Source organism: Streptomyces canus 299MFChir4.1 (genome assembly GCF_000383615.1).
Taxonomy (GTDB): domain Bacteria; phylum Actinomycetota; class Actinomycetes; order Streptomycetales; family Streptomycetaceae; genus Streptomyces; species Streptomyces canus_C.
In genome coordinates this window covers 1-15,471 of record NZ_KB911609.1, presented here as the reverse complement: position 1 = coordinate 15,471, position 15,471 = coordinate 1, and the positions used below count along the sequence as shown (strand labels likewise).

Genomic DNA, 15,471 nt, shown 5'->3' with positions numbered 1-15,471 from the left:
GAGCATCTGACCCCACGAGCAGCCAGGCTCCACGACCAGTCCCTGGGGGAACGCATGCGCATCCGCACCACCGTGGCCGCCGTCTCCGGCGGTCTAGTCCTTGCCGCCCTAGCCGTCCCCGTCGCTCAGGCCGACGGCGGGGGAGTGCACAAACCCACGGCCGCGGAGCGTTTCGGCGTTTCCAGAGCCGCGATGCGCGCCGCCGCCGACGACGAACTGCCGGTCGTGTCCGACGTGAAGGTCAACGGCGGCAAGGCCATCGTGGCCGGTTACACCGGCAGCAAGACCTACACCGTGTCGCTGACGGCCAGCCACTCCGCCAATATCGAGGACGCGTACGTCGACCTGTGGCACGGCAGGGACCGCGCCCACGTCGACGGCGTGTTCGGGCCGAACGAGCAGGCCGCCACCTGCACCGCGGTCAGCACCACCACCTCGACCTGCAAGCTGACCATCACGGTCGACGCCGGCCGGTACCTGTACATGAACTCGCTGGCCGGCACCTGGCACGTGACGGCCGGCGCGATCGCCGCCGACGAGGCCGGCAGCGTCTACTGGAACGACGTCTACGGCACCCACCGGGTCCAGCGCCTGTCGCAGCTCACCGCCAACGCAACCCCGGAACCGGTGAAGAAGGGCAAGACCATCACCGTCACCGGGAAGCTGACCCGGGCCAACTGGGAGACCCGCAAGTACGCGGGCTACTCGACCCAGCCGGTGCAGCTGCAGTTCCGGAAGAAGGACTCCGACACCTACACGACCGTGAAGACGGTCAAGACCAACAACAAGGGGGACCTGAAGACCACGGTCACGGCCACGGTCGACGGGTTCTTCCGCTGGAGCTTCGCGGGCACCTCCACCACCCCGGCGGTCAACGCCGCGGGTGACTTCATCGACGTCCAGTAGGTCGGGCCGAAGTAAAGCGTTGCGCATGTGCGGGCCAAATCACGTCCCACGCGTACAACCAGTCCCATGAGTCATGGATCTAGGAAGTGAGTCATCAGACTCCGACATCCTTCTCTCCTCATGGGGAACGCACATGCGCATACGCGCCCTCGTCCTCGCCGCCTCCGGCGCCGTGGCACTCTCCACCCTCGCCGTGCCGGCCGCCCAGGCCGCCACGGCCGGGCCCGCCGTCACCTTCTCCAACCTGAAGGTCAACAGCGGCAAGGACATCGTGGTCGGCACGACGTCGGCGGTCACGGTCTCGGCGACCTACACCGTGACCAAGCCCGCGAACCTGAGCGCGAGTTCCTTCCAGACCGGGCCCGCCCTGTACCGCGGCGCCACGCTCGGCCTGGACTCCGACGACCTCGTCATCAGTGACGACCCCGGCACCTGCACGGCGTCCTCCTCGACGGTCCTGAAGTGCTCGGCGAAGATCCAGTTCCGTCCGAAGGGCACCGACGAGGACGGCGACCTGATCAGCAGCCAGGCGGGCACCTGGAAGCTGGGCGCCCTCGCGGTCAACGCCGACGACGGGATCACCTGGCAGGGCGGCCTCGGCAGCACCCACGTCCAGCGCCGGGCCACCCTCACCACCGACGCCTCCCCGGAGCCGGTGAAGAAGGGCAAGACCATCACCGTCACGGGCAAGCTGGCCCGCGCCAACTGGGACACCAACAAGTACGCGGGTTACTCGACCCAGCCGGTGAAGCTGCAGTTCCGCAAGAAGGGCAGCAGCACCTACACGACCCTCAAGACCATCAAGACGTCGTCCACGGGCACGCTGAAGACGACGACCACGGCGACGGTCGACGGCTACTACCGCTACAGCTTCGCGGGCACGACGACCACGTCGTCCGTGAGCGCGGCGGGCGACTTCGTCGACGTCCAGTAGAACCCGGCGCTAAGCGGGACCGCGGCGGTCGACCCACCTCCACAGGAGTTCGAGGGCGGCCGCCGCCACCACCGAGATGCCGACCGCGATCCACGGCATCGTCACGCCGACCAGCTTCAGCGCGAAGAAGTGCTGGAGCCAGGGCACGGCCAGGACCAGGACGAAGCCGAGGCCCATCGCCGCGACCAGGGCGATCCGCCACCAGGTGTACGGGCGCGCGATGATCGCCAGCACCCACATCGAGATCAGGAACAGCGTCAGGGTGGCGGCGCTGGTCTCCGCGTCCAACGAGCCCTCGCCCGTGTAGTGGTGCCGTGCGATCAGGTACGTCACGAAGGTGGCGACCGCCGCCACCACCCCGCCGGGGATCGAGTACCGCATCACCCGCCGCACGAAGTGCGGTTGCGCGCGTTCCTTGTTGGGCGCGAGGGCCAGGAAGAAGGCCGGGACGCCGATCGTCAGCGTCGACAGCAGGGTCAAGTGCCGGGGCAGGAAGGGGTACTCGACCTGCCAGCACACCACGAGGACGGCCAGCAGCACCGAGTAGACGGTCTTCACCAGGAACAGCGTCGCGACCCGGGTGATGTTGCCGATGACCCGCCGACCCTCCGCGACCACGTCGGGCAGTGTCGCGAAGCTGTTGTCGAGCAGCACGATCTGCGCGACCGCCCGGGTGGCCTCCGACCCGGAGCCCATCGCCACCCCGATGTCGGCGTCCTTCAGGGCGAGCACGTCGTTGACCCCGTCACCGGTCATCGCGACGGTGTGCCCGCGCGACTGGAGCGCCCCCACCATGTCCCGCTTCTGCTGCGGGGTGACCCGTCCGAACACCGTGCCCTCGTCGAGGGCCTTCGCCATCCCGTCCGGGTCGGCGGGCAGTTCACGCGCGTCGACCACGCTGCCGTTCAGCCCCAGCTTGGCCGCCACCGCCCCCACCGACACCGCGTTGTCCCCGGAGATGACCTTGGCGTGGACGTCCTGTTCGGCGAAGTACCGCAGGGTGTCGGCCGCGTCGGGCCGCAACCGCTGTTCCAGGACGACCAGGGCGGTCGGCCGTGCTCCCCGGGCGACCTCGGGGTGGTCGAGGTCCCGGGAGGCCCGGGCCAGCAGCAGCACGCGCAGTCCCTGCTCGTTGAGCCGCCCGGTCTCGGCGAGGGCGGGGTCGTCGGGGGACAGGAGCACGTCCGGAGCCCCCAGCAGCCACGTACTGGACTCGCCGCCGCCCTCGCTGAAGGTGGCCCCGCTGTACTTGCGGGCGGAGGAGAAGGGCAGCGACTCGGTGCAGCGCCACTCCTCGGCGTCCGGGTAGGCGTCGATGATGGCCTGGAGGGAGGCGTTCGGCCGCGGATCCGACTCACCGAGCGCGCCCAGGACTTTCCGTACGTACGACTCGTCGGCGCCCTGAAGGGGCCTGAGCTCGGTGACGTCCATGCCGCCCTCGGTGAGGGTGCCGGTCTTGTCGAGGCAGACCGTGTCGACGCGGGCGAGGCCCTCGATGGCCGGGAGTTCCTGGACGAGGGCCTGTTTCCGGCCAAGCCGGATGACGCCGATGGCGAAGGCGACGGAGGTCAGCAGGACCAGCCCCTCCGGGACCATCGGCACGATGCCGCCGACCGTGCGGGCGATGGAGTCCTTGAGGTCGTTGTTCTTCACGAACAGCTGGCTGATGACCAGGCCGATCGCGGTCGGGACCATCATCCACGTCACGTACTTGAGGATCGTGGAGATGCCGGAGCGCAGTTCGGAGTGGACCAGGGTGAACCGGGAGGCCTCCTCGGCGAGCTGGGCGGCGTAGGCCTCGCGGCCCACCTTGGTCGCCCGGAAGGCGCCGCCGCCTGCGACCACGAAGCTGCCGGACATCACCTGGTCGCCGGGCCGCTTCACCACCGGGTCGGCCTCGCCGGTCAGCAGTGACTCGTCGATCTCCAGGCCGTCGGCCTCCGCGACCACCCCGTCGACCACGGCCTTGTCCCCTGGCCCGATCTCGATGATGTCGTCCAGGACGATCTCCGAGGTGCTGACCACCGTCGCGGTCCCGTCCCGCCGTACGGTCGGCCGCGCCTCGCCGATCACCGCGAGCGAGTCGAGGGTCTTCTTCGCCCGCCACTCCTGGACGATGCCGATCCCGGTGTTGGCGAGGATGACGTACCCGAACAGGCTGTCCTGGAACGGCGCGACGAACAGCATGACCAGCCAGAGCACACCGATGATCGCGTTGAACCGGGTGAAGACGTTCGCCCGGACGATCTCCGCCAGGGTCCGGCTGCTGCGCACCGGCACGTCGTTGACCTGTCCACGCGTCACCCGCTCGGCGACCTCGGCCGCGGTGAGTCCGCCCGCCGCCGGCGCCGGGAGTGCCACGGGGTGCACAGGGTCGAGTCCGGCGCCCGCGTCGATGTGCGTCATGCATTCGACGGTACGTGCGGTTTTGCGGCTTCACCCGCCGAGTGACCGGAAGTTCCGACCTGGGGAGGAGACGGGAGCGGGCGCATGATGCCGTGGTACTACGGGGTGTTCGTCACTCGGCAGCAGGGCCGGCGGCGGAATCCGTGCCGCCCGCCTTCTTGATCGCGGCGTCCCGCTTGCGCACGTACCAGGTGCCGTACAGCCCGAGCACGCCGCCGGCCAGGCAGGTCCACAGCCACCAGGTGTGGTCGTGGTCCGCGAACCAGCCGTAGAAGGGGAGCTGCACGAGGAAGAGGACGAACCACAGGATCGTGCCGCCGGTGACCGTGGCGACCACGGGGCCCTCCAGGGGCTCCGGCGCCTCGTGCTTGAAGGATCCCGAAGAGAACACGTCCATGGGGACAGCTTACGAGGCGATCACATCTACGCGCGGAGATGGTTCAGTGAACGCTATAGGTTCATACTGAAACGGTTTGTGTCTGTCCACTTCTGCTCGTAGGAACATCCAATGCCGACCGCCCTCGACCGCTACTTCAAGATCTCCGAGCGGGGCAGCACCCTGCCGCGCGAGATCCGGGGCGGCTTCGCCACGTTCTTCGCGATGGCCTACATCATCGTGCTGAACCCGATCATCCTCGGCAGCGCCAAGGACATGTACGGCCATCAGCTGGACAACGGCCAGCTGGTCACCGCGACCGCCGTGACCGCGGCCTTCACCACGCTTCTCATGGGCGTGGTCGGCAACGTCCCGATCGCACTGGCCGCGGGACTCGGCGTGAACTCCGTCGTGGCGCTCCAGCTCGCGCCCCGGATGTCCTGGCCGGACGCGATGGGAATGGTCGTCCTGGCGGGCTTCATCGTGATGCTGCTGGTCGCCACCGGTCTGCGCGAGCGCGTGATGAACGCGGTGCCCTTCGGCCTGCGCAAGGCGATCTCCATCGGTATCGGCCTGTTCATCATGCTGATCGGACTCGTGGACTCCGGCTTCGTCTCCCGCATCCCGGACGCCGCCCAGACCACCGTCCCGCTCCAGCTCGGCGGCGACGGACACCTCAACGGCTGGCCGGTCCTGGTCTTCATCCTGGGTGCCCTGCTGACCCTCGCGCTCATCGTCCGCAAGGTCTCCGGCGCGATCCTGATCTCGATCGTCACCATGACGGTCCTCGCGATGATCATCGAGGCCGTCGCCAAGGTGCCGTCCTGGGGACTCACGACCCCGAAGTGGCCCGGCAACCCGGTCGCCACCCCCGACTTCGGCCTGATCGGCAAGGTCAGCCTCTTCGGCGGCTTCGACAAGGTCGGCGTCCTGACCGGCATCCTCTTCGTCTTCACGGTCCTGCTGTCGTGCTTCTTCGACGCGATGGGCACGATCATGGGCGTCTCCGACGAGGCCAAGCTCACCGACGCCCAGGGTCAGATGCCCGGCATCAACAAGGTGCTCTTCGTCGACGGCCTCGCGGTCGCCGCGGGCGGCGCGAGCTCGTCCTCGGCCACCACGGCCTTCGTCGAGTCCACGGCCGGCGTCGGCGAGGGTGCCCGCACCGGCTTCGCGAACCTGGTCACCGGCGGTCTCTTCACCGTGGCCCTCTTCCTGACGCCCGTCGCCACCATGGTCCCGTCCCAGGCCGCGACCCCCGCGCTGCTCGCGGTGGGCTTCATGATCCTGGCGAACTCGGTCACGGACATCGACTGGGCCGACTGGACCATCGCGATCCCGGCCTTCATCACCATGGTGATGATGCCGTTCACCTACTCGATCACCAACGGCATCGGCATGGGCTTCATCACCTTCGTGGTGCTGCGCCTGGCGGCCGGACGGGGCCGGGAGGTGCCGGTTCCGATGTATGTCGTGGCCGCGGTCTTCGGCTTCTACTACCTGATGCCGGCGCTGGGCCTGACGTGACCCGCCCTCGCGTGACCCGCCCTCACGTGACGCCGTAGAACTTCTCGGTCTCGTCGACGGCGCTCTGGAACCGCTCGTCGAAGTCGTCCCGGATGAGCGTTCGGATCACATAGTCCTGGACGCTCATCCCCCTTTTGGCCGCATGGTCCCGGAGCCGGTCGAGCAGCTCCCCGTCTATCCGCAGGCTGAGCACGCTGGTCCCCATGAACACGAGGGTCGCCGCCGCCGGGAAGCGGCGTTCACGTTCCGCCAACCGACTCACTCGTACGGGTGAAGATCGGGTTTCAGTGGCCGGAGTCACGGGAATCCGTGTGCGCGCCAGCTTGTTTAGCGAGAGTAATGAGTTACGCTAAAGAGATGCCGGACCTTACCCATGGCGACGACGTTGCCGCCGTGAACTCCCTGCGATCAGCCGTGATGCGACTGTCCCGTCGGCTCAAGCACCAGCGGGTCGACGAGTCGCTGAGCCCTACCGAGATGTCGGTGCTGGGCACCCTCTCCATCTGCGGCAAGGCCACCCCGGGCGAGCTCGCCCGCAAGGAGCACGTCCAGCCGCCGTCGATGACCCGCATCGTGGCGCTGCTGGAGGCCAAGGGACTCGTCCGGCTGGAGCCGCACCCCGAGGACCGGCGCCAGAAGGTCGTCACCAAGACCGAGCAGGCCGAGGCCATGCTCGCGGAGAGCCGCGCCAAGCGGAACGCCTTCCTGGCCACCCTGGTCGACGGCCTCGACGAGGACGAGTGGGCGAAACTGCGCGAAGCCGCCCCCGTGCTGGAGAAACTCGCACACCTGTAAGCCGCGAAGAGGAGGCGAACGCACTTTGAGTACGGGACCCGGAGCACCTTCCGTCCCCGCACCGACCACCCACTACCCCCGCAAGTCCTCGATGTTCAGCTCACTGAGGGTCAGGAACTACCGCCTGTTCTTCCTCGGCCAGGTCGTCTCCAACATCGGCACCTGGATGCAGCGCATCGCCCAGGACTGGCTGGTGCTCAGCCTCACCGGCTCCGCCACCGCCGTGGGCGTCACGACGGCTCTGCAGTTCCTGCCGATGCTGCTCTTCGGCCTCTACGGCGGTGTCCTCGTCGACCGGCTGTCCAAGCGCCGCGCGCTGCTGTTCACGCAGTCCGCGATGGGCGCCACCGGTATCGCGCTCGCCGTCCTCACCCTCAGTGGCCACGTCCAGGTCTGGCACGTCTACGTCGCCGCCTTCGCCGTGGGCCTCGCGACGGTCGTCGACAACCCGGCCCGCCAGTCGTTCGTCTCCGAGATGGTCGGCCCCGACCAGCTCCAGAACGCGGTCAGCCTGAACTCCGCGAACTTCCAGTCGGCCCGGCTGATCGGCCCCGCCGTCGCCGGCGTCATGATCACCGGCGTGGGCACCGGCTGGGCGTTCCTCGCCAACGGCCTGTCCTTCGTCGCCCCGCTGGTCGGTCTGCTGATGATGCGGGCGCGTGAGCTGTACGTCGTCGAGCGCGCCCCGCGCGGCAAGGGACAGCTGCGGGAGGGCCTGCGGTACGTGGCCGGGCGGCCGGAGCTGATCTGGACCATCGTCCTGGTCGGGTTCGTGTCCACCTTCGGCTTCAACTTCCCCGTCTACCTCTCGGCCTTCGCCGACGACGTCTTCCACGCGGGCGCGGGCTCCTACAGCCTCTTCAACACGGTGATGGCGGTCGGCTCGCTGGCCGGCGCCCTGCTCGCGGCCCGGCGCGGCACCGCCAGGATGCGGGTGCTTGTCGTGGGCGCGGTGGCCTTCGGCACGCTGGAGATCGTGGCCGCCCTCGCTCCCTCGCTGTGGCTGTTCGCCCTGCTCATGGCCCCGATCGGAATGTTCGGGATGACGGTCAACGTCACCGCGAACACCAGCGTGCAGATGGGCACCGACCCGGCCATGCGGGGCCGTGTGATGGCCCTGTACATGATGGTGTTCATGGGCGGCTCCCCGATCGGCGCCCCGATCGCCGGCTGGGTCACCGACGCGTACGGCGTCCGCGCCGGCCTCGCGGTGGGCGGCGCGATCGCCGCGCTGGCGGCCGTGACGATCGGCCTGGTCCTGGCCCGCGTCGGCAATCTGCGCCTGTCGGTCGGCTGGAACCGCGGCCACCCGCACGTGCGCTTCGTGCCCCGCGAGGCACAGGAGCCGCTGGCCGCGGCGGCCTGAGCCCTACGGCCGCACGCGCAGGGCCAGCACCTGGCCCGGCCAGTCGTTGTTCGCCCCGGCGGTGTACGTGTCCGTCGGGGCGAATCCGTTGGCCTCGTAGTAGGCGACCAGCTTGCGGTCGTCGCCCGCGTAGCAGTCCACCCGCAGCAGGGCGACGCCCGCGCGCCGGGTCGCCTCGGCGGCGTGCGCGAGCAGTGCGCTGCCGAGGCCGTGGCCCTTGAAGCGGCGGTCGGAGGCGAGCCAGTGGATGTACCGCTCGGGCTCGCCCGGTTGCGGGAGATGGGCGAGATAGGCACCGGGCGCGTCGGTGATGGTGAGGGTCGCGGCCGGCACGCCGTCGGCCTCGGCGATGAACACGCTGCCCTCGTCGATGTACCGGGCGACGGACTCCACCGTCCTGGGGCTCCGGGACAGCGGCTCGGTCCCCCACTGGCCCGGACGCCCCTGCGCGACCAGCCACTCCACACAGCTGTCGAGCATGCCGAGGATCACCGGTATGTCGTCGGGCCCGCCGTCCCTGATGCTGATCTCCATGCCCTCATGGTGACAGGCTGACTCCCATGAGACTCTTCGCCGCGGTGCTGCCCCCGCAGGATGTCACCGAGGAACTCGCCGCAGTGGTCGCCGAGTTGCGGAAGCTGCCCGGCTCACAGGGGCTGCGCTGGACCGGCGTCCCGGGCCGGCCCCGCGGCGGAGCCGCTAGTTGGCACTTCACCCTCGCCTTCTACGGCGAGGTCGACGAGGACGTCGTACCGGAGCTGTCGGCGCGACTGGAGCGGGCGGCCCGGCGGACCCCCCGTTTCCCGCTGGCCGTGCGCGGCGGCGGGCAGTTCGGGCACGGGCGGGCGCTGTGGGCGGGGGCCTCCGGTGAGCTGCCGGCCTTGCGGTTGCTCGCCGAGCGGGCGGAGGCGGCGGGGCGGAAGGCCGGGGTGGGAAGGGGGGAGCACCGGCGGTACAAGGCCCACCTGACGGTGGCGCGCAGTCGAGAGGCGGTGGAGGTAGGGCCGTACATCTCGGTTCTGGACGGGTTCACGAGTCGTACGTGGACGGTTGACGAGCTGGCGCTGGTGCGGAGCAACCTGCCGACGTCGGGCGTGCCGGGGGAGCAGCCCCGTTACGAGGTGGTCGGGCGCTGGGCGCTGGGCGGGGCCCGTTAGGCTCGATGCGTGGACCCGAAGACACGGAACCGGATCATGGCCGGTGTGCTGGTGATGATGTTCGTTGTGGTGGCGTTGGCCGCGGCCCTCGGCAGGTAGGGGAACTGCGGCCGGGGGCGGAGCCTCACATCGACTCCGCCCCGCGCCCCTACCAGGCGAAGGCCTCCGGGGACGGCCCCGGGCCCGGGAAGATCTCGTCCAGGCCGGTCAGGACGTCCTCGCTCAGCTCCAGCTCCACCGCCCTGAGCGCTGACGCGAGCTGCTCCGCCGTGCGCGGGCCGACGATCGGGGCCGTCACGCCGGGGCGGGTGAGCAGCCAGGCCAGGGCCACCTCGCCGGGCTCCAGGCCGTGCTTCTCCAGCAGGTCCTCGTACGACTGGAGGCGGGCGCGTGCGGCCGGGTCGGCGAGAGTGTCGGCGGCGCGGCCGGAGGCGCGGCGGCCGCCCTCGGCCTCCTTCTTGATGACACCGCCGAGCAGCCCGCCGTGCAGGGGCGACCAGGGGATGACACCGAGGCCGTACTCCTGCGCGGCCGGGATGACCTCCATCTCGGCGCGGCGCTCGTAGAGGTTGTACAGGCACTGCTCGCTGACCAGCCCGATGGTGCCGTCCCGCCGGGCGGCGATCTCGTTGGCCTGGGCGATCTTGTAGCCGGGGAAGTTGGAGGACCCGGCGTACAGGATCTTGCCCTGCAGGACGAGGGTGTCGATGGCCTGCCAGATCTCCTCGAAGGGAGTGGCGCGGTCGACGTGGTGGAACTGGTAGACGTCGATGTAGTCGGTCCGGAGCCGCTTGAGTGAGGCGTCCACGGCACGGCGGATGTTCAGCGCCGACAGCTTGTCGTGGTTCGGCCAGGCCTCGCCGTCCGCGGCCATGTTGCCGTAGACCTTGGTGGCGAGGACGACCTTGTCGCGGTTCGCGCCGCTCTTCGCGAACCAGTTGCCGATGATCTCCTCGGTACGGCCCTTGTTCTCGCCCCAGCCGTAGACGTTGGCGGTGTCGAAGTAGTTGATTCCCGCGTCGAGAGCCGAGTCCATGATCGCGTGGGAGTCGGCTTCGTCGGTCTGCGGGCCGAAGTTCATGGTGCCGAGGACGAGTCGGCTGACCTTGAGTCCGGTGCGTCCGAGCTGCGTGTACTTCATGGTGGTCAAGCCAACGCCTTGGAGTGGACTCCAGGCAAGCGTGAACTTCGGGGGGATTGCTCCCCTGTGGAATCGGGGGGCAGCCGGAGGGAGTTGGGGCGGTTTCGTCTCTAGCGTGCAGTACATGACACGTATGGAGGGAACCCGCGCCACGCGGCGGAACGTGCTGGCGCTCGGCACCGCCGCGGCGGCCGCGCCCTGGCTGGGCGCCGCCCCGGCCCGGGCCGACACCGCGGGCGGGGAGCTCGACGAGCTGGGCATCACCGAGCTGCGCGCGCTGATGGCCGAGGGACGGCTCGACGCGGAGCGGCTCACCCGCTACTGCCTGGAGCGGATCGAGCGCATCGATCCGCTCCTGCACGCGGTGATCGAGGTCAACCCCGACGCGCTGCGGGAGGCGCGGCGGCTGGACGCGAGCGGACGCCCCCGGGGCCCGCTGCACGGCATGCCCGTGCTGCTGAAGGACCTCGTCGAGACCGCGGACCGGATGCACACCACGGCCGGTTCGCTCGCCCTGGAGGGGCTTCGGCCCTCGCGGGACGCCACGGTAGCCGCCCGGCTGCGGGCCGCCGGTGCCGTCGTCCTCGGCAAGACCAACCTCAGCGAGTGGGCGGGCGGCCTCTCGCTCACCCACCACGCCGGGTGGAGCGCGCGAGGCGGCCAGACCCGCAACCCGTACAAGCTGGACCGCTCGCCCAACGAGTCCAGCTCCGGCACCGGCGCCGCCGTCGCGGCCAACCTGTGCGTCGCCGGCATCGGCACCGAGACCAACGGCTCGATCATCGACCCGTCGTCGGCGAACTGTGTCGTCGGCGTCAAACCGACCGTCGGACTGGTCGGCCGGGGCGGAGTGATCCCCGGGGTGCCGAGCCAGGACAGCGTCGGGCCCATGGCCCGCACGGTCCGGGACGCGGCGATCATGCTCGGCACGCTGGTCGGGGTCGACGGGCGGGACCCCGCGACGACGGCGAGCCGCGGACACTTCCACCGCGACTACACCCGCTTCCTGGACGCGGACGGGCTGCGCGGGGCACGCATCGGTGTCCCGCGGACCGTGTACTTCGGCTACAGCGACCACGCCGACGACCTCGCCGAGCGGGCGATCGAGGTGATGCGTGCGGCCGGGGCGGTGATCGTCGACCCGGCCGACATCCCCACGGCCGGGCAACTGGAGGACCTGCCCGGCTCGACCGTCGTCCAGGCCTACGAGTTCAAGCGCGCCCTGAACACCTACCTGGCCGCGGCCGGCGGTGAACACCCGCGCGACCTGGCGGAGTTGATCGCTTTCAACCGCGCACACGCCGACCGTGAGCTGCGCTTTGTACGCCAGGACGGGCTGGAGGCGGTGCAGCGGCTGGACTTCTCGCGACGGGAGTACGAGGAGGCGCTGGCCGTGAACCGCCGGCTGTCACGGGCGGAAGGCATCGACGCGGTGCTGCGCCGGCACCGCCTCGACGCCCTCGTGATGCCGACGACCGGCCCCCCGGCCAAGATCGACCTGGTCCGCGGGGACACGTACGGCGGTGGCGCGTCCACGCCCGCGGCGCTCGCCGGGTATCCCGCGGTGAGCGTGCCGGCGGGGTTCGCGTTCGGCCTGCCGGTGGGGGTGACGTTCATGGGGACGGCGTGGAGCGAGCCGGTGCTGCTGCGGCTCGCGTACGCGTACGAGCGGGCGAGCCGGGTTCGGCGGGTGCCGGCGTATCGGGAGGCCGATGTGGGGTTCTGAGCTGCGGTCAGCCGGCGGAGCGGGACGTGCGCAGGCTCGCGAACACGGCTCGCGCGCGGCTGCCGTCCGGTGCGTCCCAGGCGCCGGTGACATGGCCGGCCACGCCCTCGGGGGCGGTGGGCGAAAGACGCCGGTGCAGGCGGAGGAGCGTGCCGTCCGGGAGGGGGAGCTCGGTGCCGTCCTGGTCGTCGGTGATCTCGACGGGGCCCGCGGGGGAGGGGAGCCCGGTGCCCGCGTAGGCGTGGGTCACCTCGTGGTCGGGGGTGTCGCTGATGCTCTGGGCCATGGCCTGGGCGCGGCTCTCGAACAGGGCGAGGAGCTCGGTGCGCAGGACCGGGTCGTGGATGCCGTCGTAGGCCCAGCGGTCGCCCAGGATGCCGTGTTCCATGGTCCCGACGAGGGCGTGGTCGGCGCCGGGCAGCGGGGCGGCGCGGTAGGTGAGCGGGGCCAGATAGGCGACGGGTTCGGGGCCGGAGGAGTCGACGGCCACCAGGAACTCGATCCCGACCTCGCCCTCCGGGTCGTCCAGCCGGAAGCCGCCGGCCTTGGTCAACTCGGGGGTGCCGGAACCGGCGTACCACGGGCGGGTGGGCAGCCAGGTGGTGAGCAGTTCCAGCTTGGTGGGCTTGAGGGTGGTGTGGTGGATGATCGCCATGAGGCGGATTCTGTCAGTCAGTCGCGGGGGAACTCATCGGTTTTCAGGGTGAGGCCGACGACGGTGCCGGTGAGGTGCACGTCCTTGCCGAAGGGAACCCTGGTCTCGACCTCGTAGTCGCTGCCCTTGGGGTCGGTGTAGATGTGGCACCGCCCCTGATACGGATCCGCGATGACGTAGACGGGGACTTCCGCGGTGGCGTAGGCGGCCTTCTTCGGGCCGTAGTCGTTGGCCGCGGTTCCCTTGGACATCACCTCCGCGACGAACTCGACGTCCTCGTAGGACCAGTGGCCGCCCTCCGCCTTGGCGGCGCCTTCGGCCATCGCCGCAGCGGGACACCAACGGGGAGATCATCCTGGACATCGTCGAGCAGTTGCGGGGCTCGAGACGATGCCCGTCCCCGAGGGATACAAGGTCGAGATCGTCGAGGGGACCGTCTACATGTACGAAGACAGGATCGCGATGGCCGAGAGCGACAACACGAGCACCCTCGACGAGATGTTCGAGGACGGTCATCGTGGCGCTCCTCCCCGGCTACCCGGTGGACAAGTGCAGCCGCGCGGTACAACGATACGCACGGTGACCGAGACACGGGAGGACACGCCATGCCGGAGGACCACGGTGCCTCTCACCTCCTCCCCGTCCTCCACCGCACCCTCTCCGACACCCCCCTCGGCATCTACCTGCACGGCTCCGCCGTCCTCGCGGGCCTCCGCCCGCACAGCGACATCGACGTGCTGGTCGTCGTACGGAGGTCGCTGACCCGCGACGAACGCCGTGCCCTGGTGGGGGAGTTGATGAAGGTGTCCGGCGTGCCGGGCGCTCGGCCCGTGGAGCTGACCGTCGTCGTGCGGGACGACGTACGGCCATGGCGGTACCCGCCCGTCTGCGACTTCCTCTACGGGGAGTGGCTGCGCGAGGAGTACGAGCGAGGTGTGCTTCCCGAGCCCGAGCCCAGTCCCGATCTCGCACCCCTGCTCACCATGGCCCTGACCGGGGACACGGCCCTGTACGGGCCTCCTCCCGCCCAACTCCTCGACCCCGTACCCCTCGTGGACCTCAGGCGCGCGATCGTCGCCGGGGTCCCGCAGCTCCTGGACCACCTGGACCACGACACCCGTAACGTCCTGCTCACCCTGGCCCGCGTCTGGCTCACCCTCACCACGGACACCATCCGCTCCAAGGACGCGGCGGCCGACTGGGCCGTCGAGCGGCTGCCGTCCGAACACCGGGCCGTCCTGGCCCACGCCCGCGCGATCTATCTCGGGGAAGAAGAGGAGCGGTGGAGCGGCGGGCTGCGGTCGGGTGTGAGGCCCTGCGCCGACTTCCTCGTCGACGCCATCGGGCGCCGGCCGCTCAGGTAGCGCTGTCCGACGGGGTCTCCGCTTTCGTGTGCAGGATCTCGCGGGCCTGGTCCGCGGCGCGGGTGAGGCTCTCGGAGACGAAGTCGAGGAAGCGGGCGATGTTCTCGAGACGGACGGCGGCCGGGGTGTCCCGGCCGAGGACGCCGACGCCCTGTCGTGCGGTCTCGGCGAACTGTATGGTGCCGCGGGCGCTGGCGATCATGGACTGGTACCAGACGTCGTCGTCGACGATGTAGCGCTCGCGGCGCCGGTCGTCGCGTTCGCGGCGGACCAGGCCCTGGTTCTCGAGATAGCTGATCGCCTTGGAGACGGACGCCGGACTGACCCCGAGGCGCTGGACGAGTTCGGCGGCGGTGAGGCTGCCGGTGTCGCTCGTGTAGAGGCAGGTCAGCACCCTGGCCATCATCTTGGGTGCGCCCGTCTGCATGAGGACGGTGGTCAACGTCTCCTCGTACTCGCGCACCGCCTCGGGATCGCGCCCGTGGGCCGCCTGCGGAGTCTGCGTGCCGCGCGGTGCGGCCTGCCGGCGGCGGTGGGCCCGGCGTTCCGCGGCCCGGTGGGCCAGGTCGGCGCGGTAGGCGGTGGGGCCGCCGTTGCGCATGACCTCGCGGGTGACGGTCGAGGTGGGGCGTTCGAGGCGGCGGGCGATCTCCGCGTAGGCGAGGCCGTCGGCCACCCCCAGCGCGATCTGCTGACGTTCCTGCTGGGTGAGCCTGCCTCCCGGCATCGCGGTCTCCTTCGTGGTCCTGGTGTCCGCAGCATAGCGTTCACCTCTCATCTATTGCAACGAACGAGCAACTGACGTTGCGTTGCTTTCTGGTTCGTTGCAATGAAATTGCAGGCTCTAGCTGCAATGACGGGAGTATCACGCAACGAGTATGTTGCTGAAATCGTGAATGCAACGTAGCTTTTCGTTCATCGGAAACAGCGACGAACGCAGGAGCACCTGATGCAGAAGTTCGACACCCCCGCCCCCGTCACCACCGTCATCGACCTCCCCGCCGGCCGCGTCCAGGTCATCGCCGCCGACCGCGCCGACACCACCGTCGAGATCCGGCCCGCCGACCCCGCCAGGAACCGCGACACCAAGGCCGCCGAGCAGATCGACATCACCCACG

The 15,471-nt window shown here is 69.9% G+C and carries 15 protein-coding genes and 3 pseudogenes; 10 read left to right on the top strand and 8 right to left on the bottom strand.

Features of this window, described 5'->3' with window-relative positions; all coding sequences use genetic code 11:
* Nucleotides 1–54 precede the first annotated feature (54 nt).
* Nucleotides 55–906, top strand: coding sequence for a hypothetical protein (locus tag H293_RS0136865; protein WP_028808516.1), 852 nt, complete (start codon nucleotides 55–57; stop codon nucleotides 904–906).
* Between the two features lie 133 nt (nucleotides 907–1,039).
* Nucleotides 1,040–1,840: a hypothetical protein gene (locus H293_RS0136860; protein ID WP_020122817.1), complete on the top strand. Its 801-nt coding sequence runs from the start codon at nucleotides 1,040–1,042 to the stop codon at nucleotides 1,838–1,840.
* Nucleotides 1,841–1,849: 9 nt separating this feature from the next.
* Here the strand turns inward: H293_RS0136860 and H293_RS0136855 are convergent, their stop codons facing one another.
* Both H293_RS0136855 and H293_RS0136850 read right to left on the bottom strand, forming a co-directional pair.
* The gene (locus H293_RS0136855) at nucleotides 1,850–4,246 is read right to left on the bottom strand and encodes a cation-translocating P-type ATPase (RefSeq protein ID WP_020122816.1); all 2,397 of its coding nucleotides are present in this window, start codon (nucleotides 4,244–4,246) and stop codon (nucleotides 1,850–1,852) included.
* 112 nt (nucleotides 4,247–4,358) lie between these two features.
* Nucleotides 4,359–4,643, bottom strand: a complete 285-nt coding sequence (locus H293_RS0136850; RefSeq protein ID WP_020122815.1) for a DUF2530 domain-containing protein — start codon at nucleotides 4,641–4,643, stop codon at nucleotides 4,359–4,361.
* Between the two features lie 111 nt (nucleotides 4,644–4,754).
* Here H293_RS0136850 and H293_RS0136845 point away from each other — a divergent pair, with 111 nt between their 5' ends.
* The gene (locus tag H293_RS0136845; protein WP_020122814.1) at nucleotides 4,755–6,149 is read left to right on the top strand and encodes an NCS2 family permease; all 1,395 of its coding nucleotides are present in this window, start codon (nucleotides 4,755–4,757) and stop codon (nucleotides 6,147–6,149) included.
* Nucleotides 6,150–6,171: 22 nt separating this feature from the next.
* Here H293_RS0136845 and H293_RS0136840 read toward each other — a convergent pair whose 3' ends face one another.
* Nucleotides 6,172–6,360 carry a hypothetical protein gene (locus tag H293_RS0136840; protein WP_028808515.1) on the bottom strand — a complete coding sequence of 63 codons (189 nt, stop codon included), beginning with the start codon at nucleotides 6,358–6,360 and terminating at the stop codon, nucleotides 6,172–6,174.
* A 146-nt stretch (nucleotides 6,361–6,506) separates the two neighbouring features.
* On the opposite strand from H293_RS0136840, the gene H293_RS0136835 reads away from it, so the two are divergent.
* Nucleotides 6,507–6,944, top strand: a complete 438-nt coding sequence (locus tag H293_RS0136835; protein ID WP_007382847.1) for a MarR family winged helix-turn-helix transcriptional regulator — start codon at nucleotides 6,507–6,509, stop codon at nucleotides 6,942–6,944.
* Between the two features lie 25 nt (nucleotides 6,945–6,969).
* The gene (locus H293_RS0136830; RefSeq protein WP_259294605.1) at nucleotides 6,970–8,310 is read left to right on the top strand and encodes an MFS transporter; all 1,341 of its coding nucleotides are present in this window, start codon (nucleotides 6,970–6,972) and stop codon (nucleotides 8,308–8,310) included.
* 3 nt (nucleotides 8,311–8,313) lie between these two features.
* On the opposite strand, the gene H293_RS0136825 is transcribed toward H293_RS0136830, so the two are convergent.
* The gene (locus H293_RS0136825) at nucleotides 8,314–8,844 is read right to left on the bottom strand and encodes a GNAT family N-acetyltransferase (protein ID WP_020122811.1); all 531 of its coding nucleotides are present in this window, start codon (nucleotides 8,842–8,844) and stop codon (nucleotides 8,314–8,316) included.
* Nucleotides 8,845–8,870: 26 nt separating this feature from the next.
* Here H293_RS0136825 and thpR point away from each other — a divergent pair, with 26 nt between their 5' ends.
* Complete coding sequence (thpR, locus tag H293_RS0136820) at nucleotides 8,871–9,467, top strand: RNA 2',3'-cyclic phosphodiesterase (RefSeq protein ID WP_020122810.1); 597 nt, start codon at nucleotides 8,871–8,873, stop codon at nucleotides 9,465–9,467.
* Between the two features lie 148 nt (nucleotides 9,468–9,615).
* Here thpR and H293_RS0136810 read toward each other — a convergent pair whose 3' ends face one another.
* The gene (locus H293_RS0136810; protein WP_020122808.1) at nucleotides 9,616–10,608 is read right to left on the bottom strand and encodes an aldo/keto reductase; all 993 of its coding nucleotides are present in this window, start codon (nucleotides 10,606–10,608) and stop codon (nucleotides 9,616–9,618) included.
* Nucleotides 10,609–10,741: 133 nt separating this feature from the next.
* Here H293_RS0136810 and H293_RS0136805 point away from each other — a divergent pair, with 133 nt between their 5' ends.
* On the top strand, nucleotides 10,742–12,334 hold the full coding sequence (locus H293_RS0136805) for an amidase (RefSeq protein WP_020122807.1): 1,593 nt from the start codon (nucleotides 10,742–10,744) through the stop codon (nucleotides 12,332–12,334).
* Between the two features lie 7 nt (nucleotides 12,335–12,341).
* Here H293_RS0136805 and H293_RS0136800 read toward each other — a convergent pair whose 3' ends face one another.
* Both H293_RS0136800 and H293_RS0136795 read right to left on the bottom strand, forming a co-directional pair.
* Nucleotides 12,342–12,989 (bottom strand): maltokinase N-terminal cap-like domain-containing protein, encoded by a 648-nt coding sequence (locus H293_RS0136800; protein ID WP_020122806.1) that lies wholly within the window; start codon nucleotides 12,987–12,989, stop codon nucleotides 12,342–12,344.
* A 17-nt stretch (nucleotides 12,990–13,006) separates the two neighbouring features.
* A pseudogene (locus H293_RS0136795) lies at nucleotides 13,007–13,318 on the bottom strand (Uma2 family endonuclease); the annotation flags it as partial.
* 61 nt (nucleotides 13,319–13,379) lie between these two features.
* On the opposite strand from H293_RS0136795, the pseudogene H293_RS61765 reads away from it, so the two are divergent.
* Nucleotides 13,380–13,445 (top strand): annotated as a pseudogene (locus tag H293_RS61765) (Uma2 family endonuclease); the annotation flags it as partial.
* Nucleotides 13,446–13,594: 149 nt separating this feature from the next.
* Nucleotides 13,595–14,353 (top strand): aminoglycoside nucleotidyltransferase ANT9, encoded by a 759-nt coding sequence (locus H293_RS0136790; protein WP_020122804.1) that lies wholly within the window; start codon nucleotides 13,595–13,597, stop codon nucleotides 14,351–14,353.
* Here H293_RS0136790 and H293_RS0136785 read toward each other — a convergent pair.
* Complete coding sequence (locus H293_RS0136785) at nucleotides 14,346–15,080, bottom strand: GbsR/MarR family transcriptional regulator (RefSeq protein ID WP_020122803.1); 735 nt, start codon at nucleotides 15,078–15,080, stop codon at nucleotides 14,346–14,348. The genes H293_RS0136790 and H293_RS0136785 overlap by 8 nt on opposite strands.
* 222 nt (nucleotides 15,081–15,302) lie before the next feature.
* Here H293_RS0136785 and H293_RS62015 point away from each other — a divergent pair.
* Nucleotides 15,303–15,471 (top strand): annotated as a pseudogene (locus tag H293_RS62015) (DUF4097 family beta strand repeat-containing protein); the annotation flags it as partial.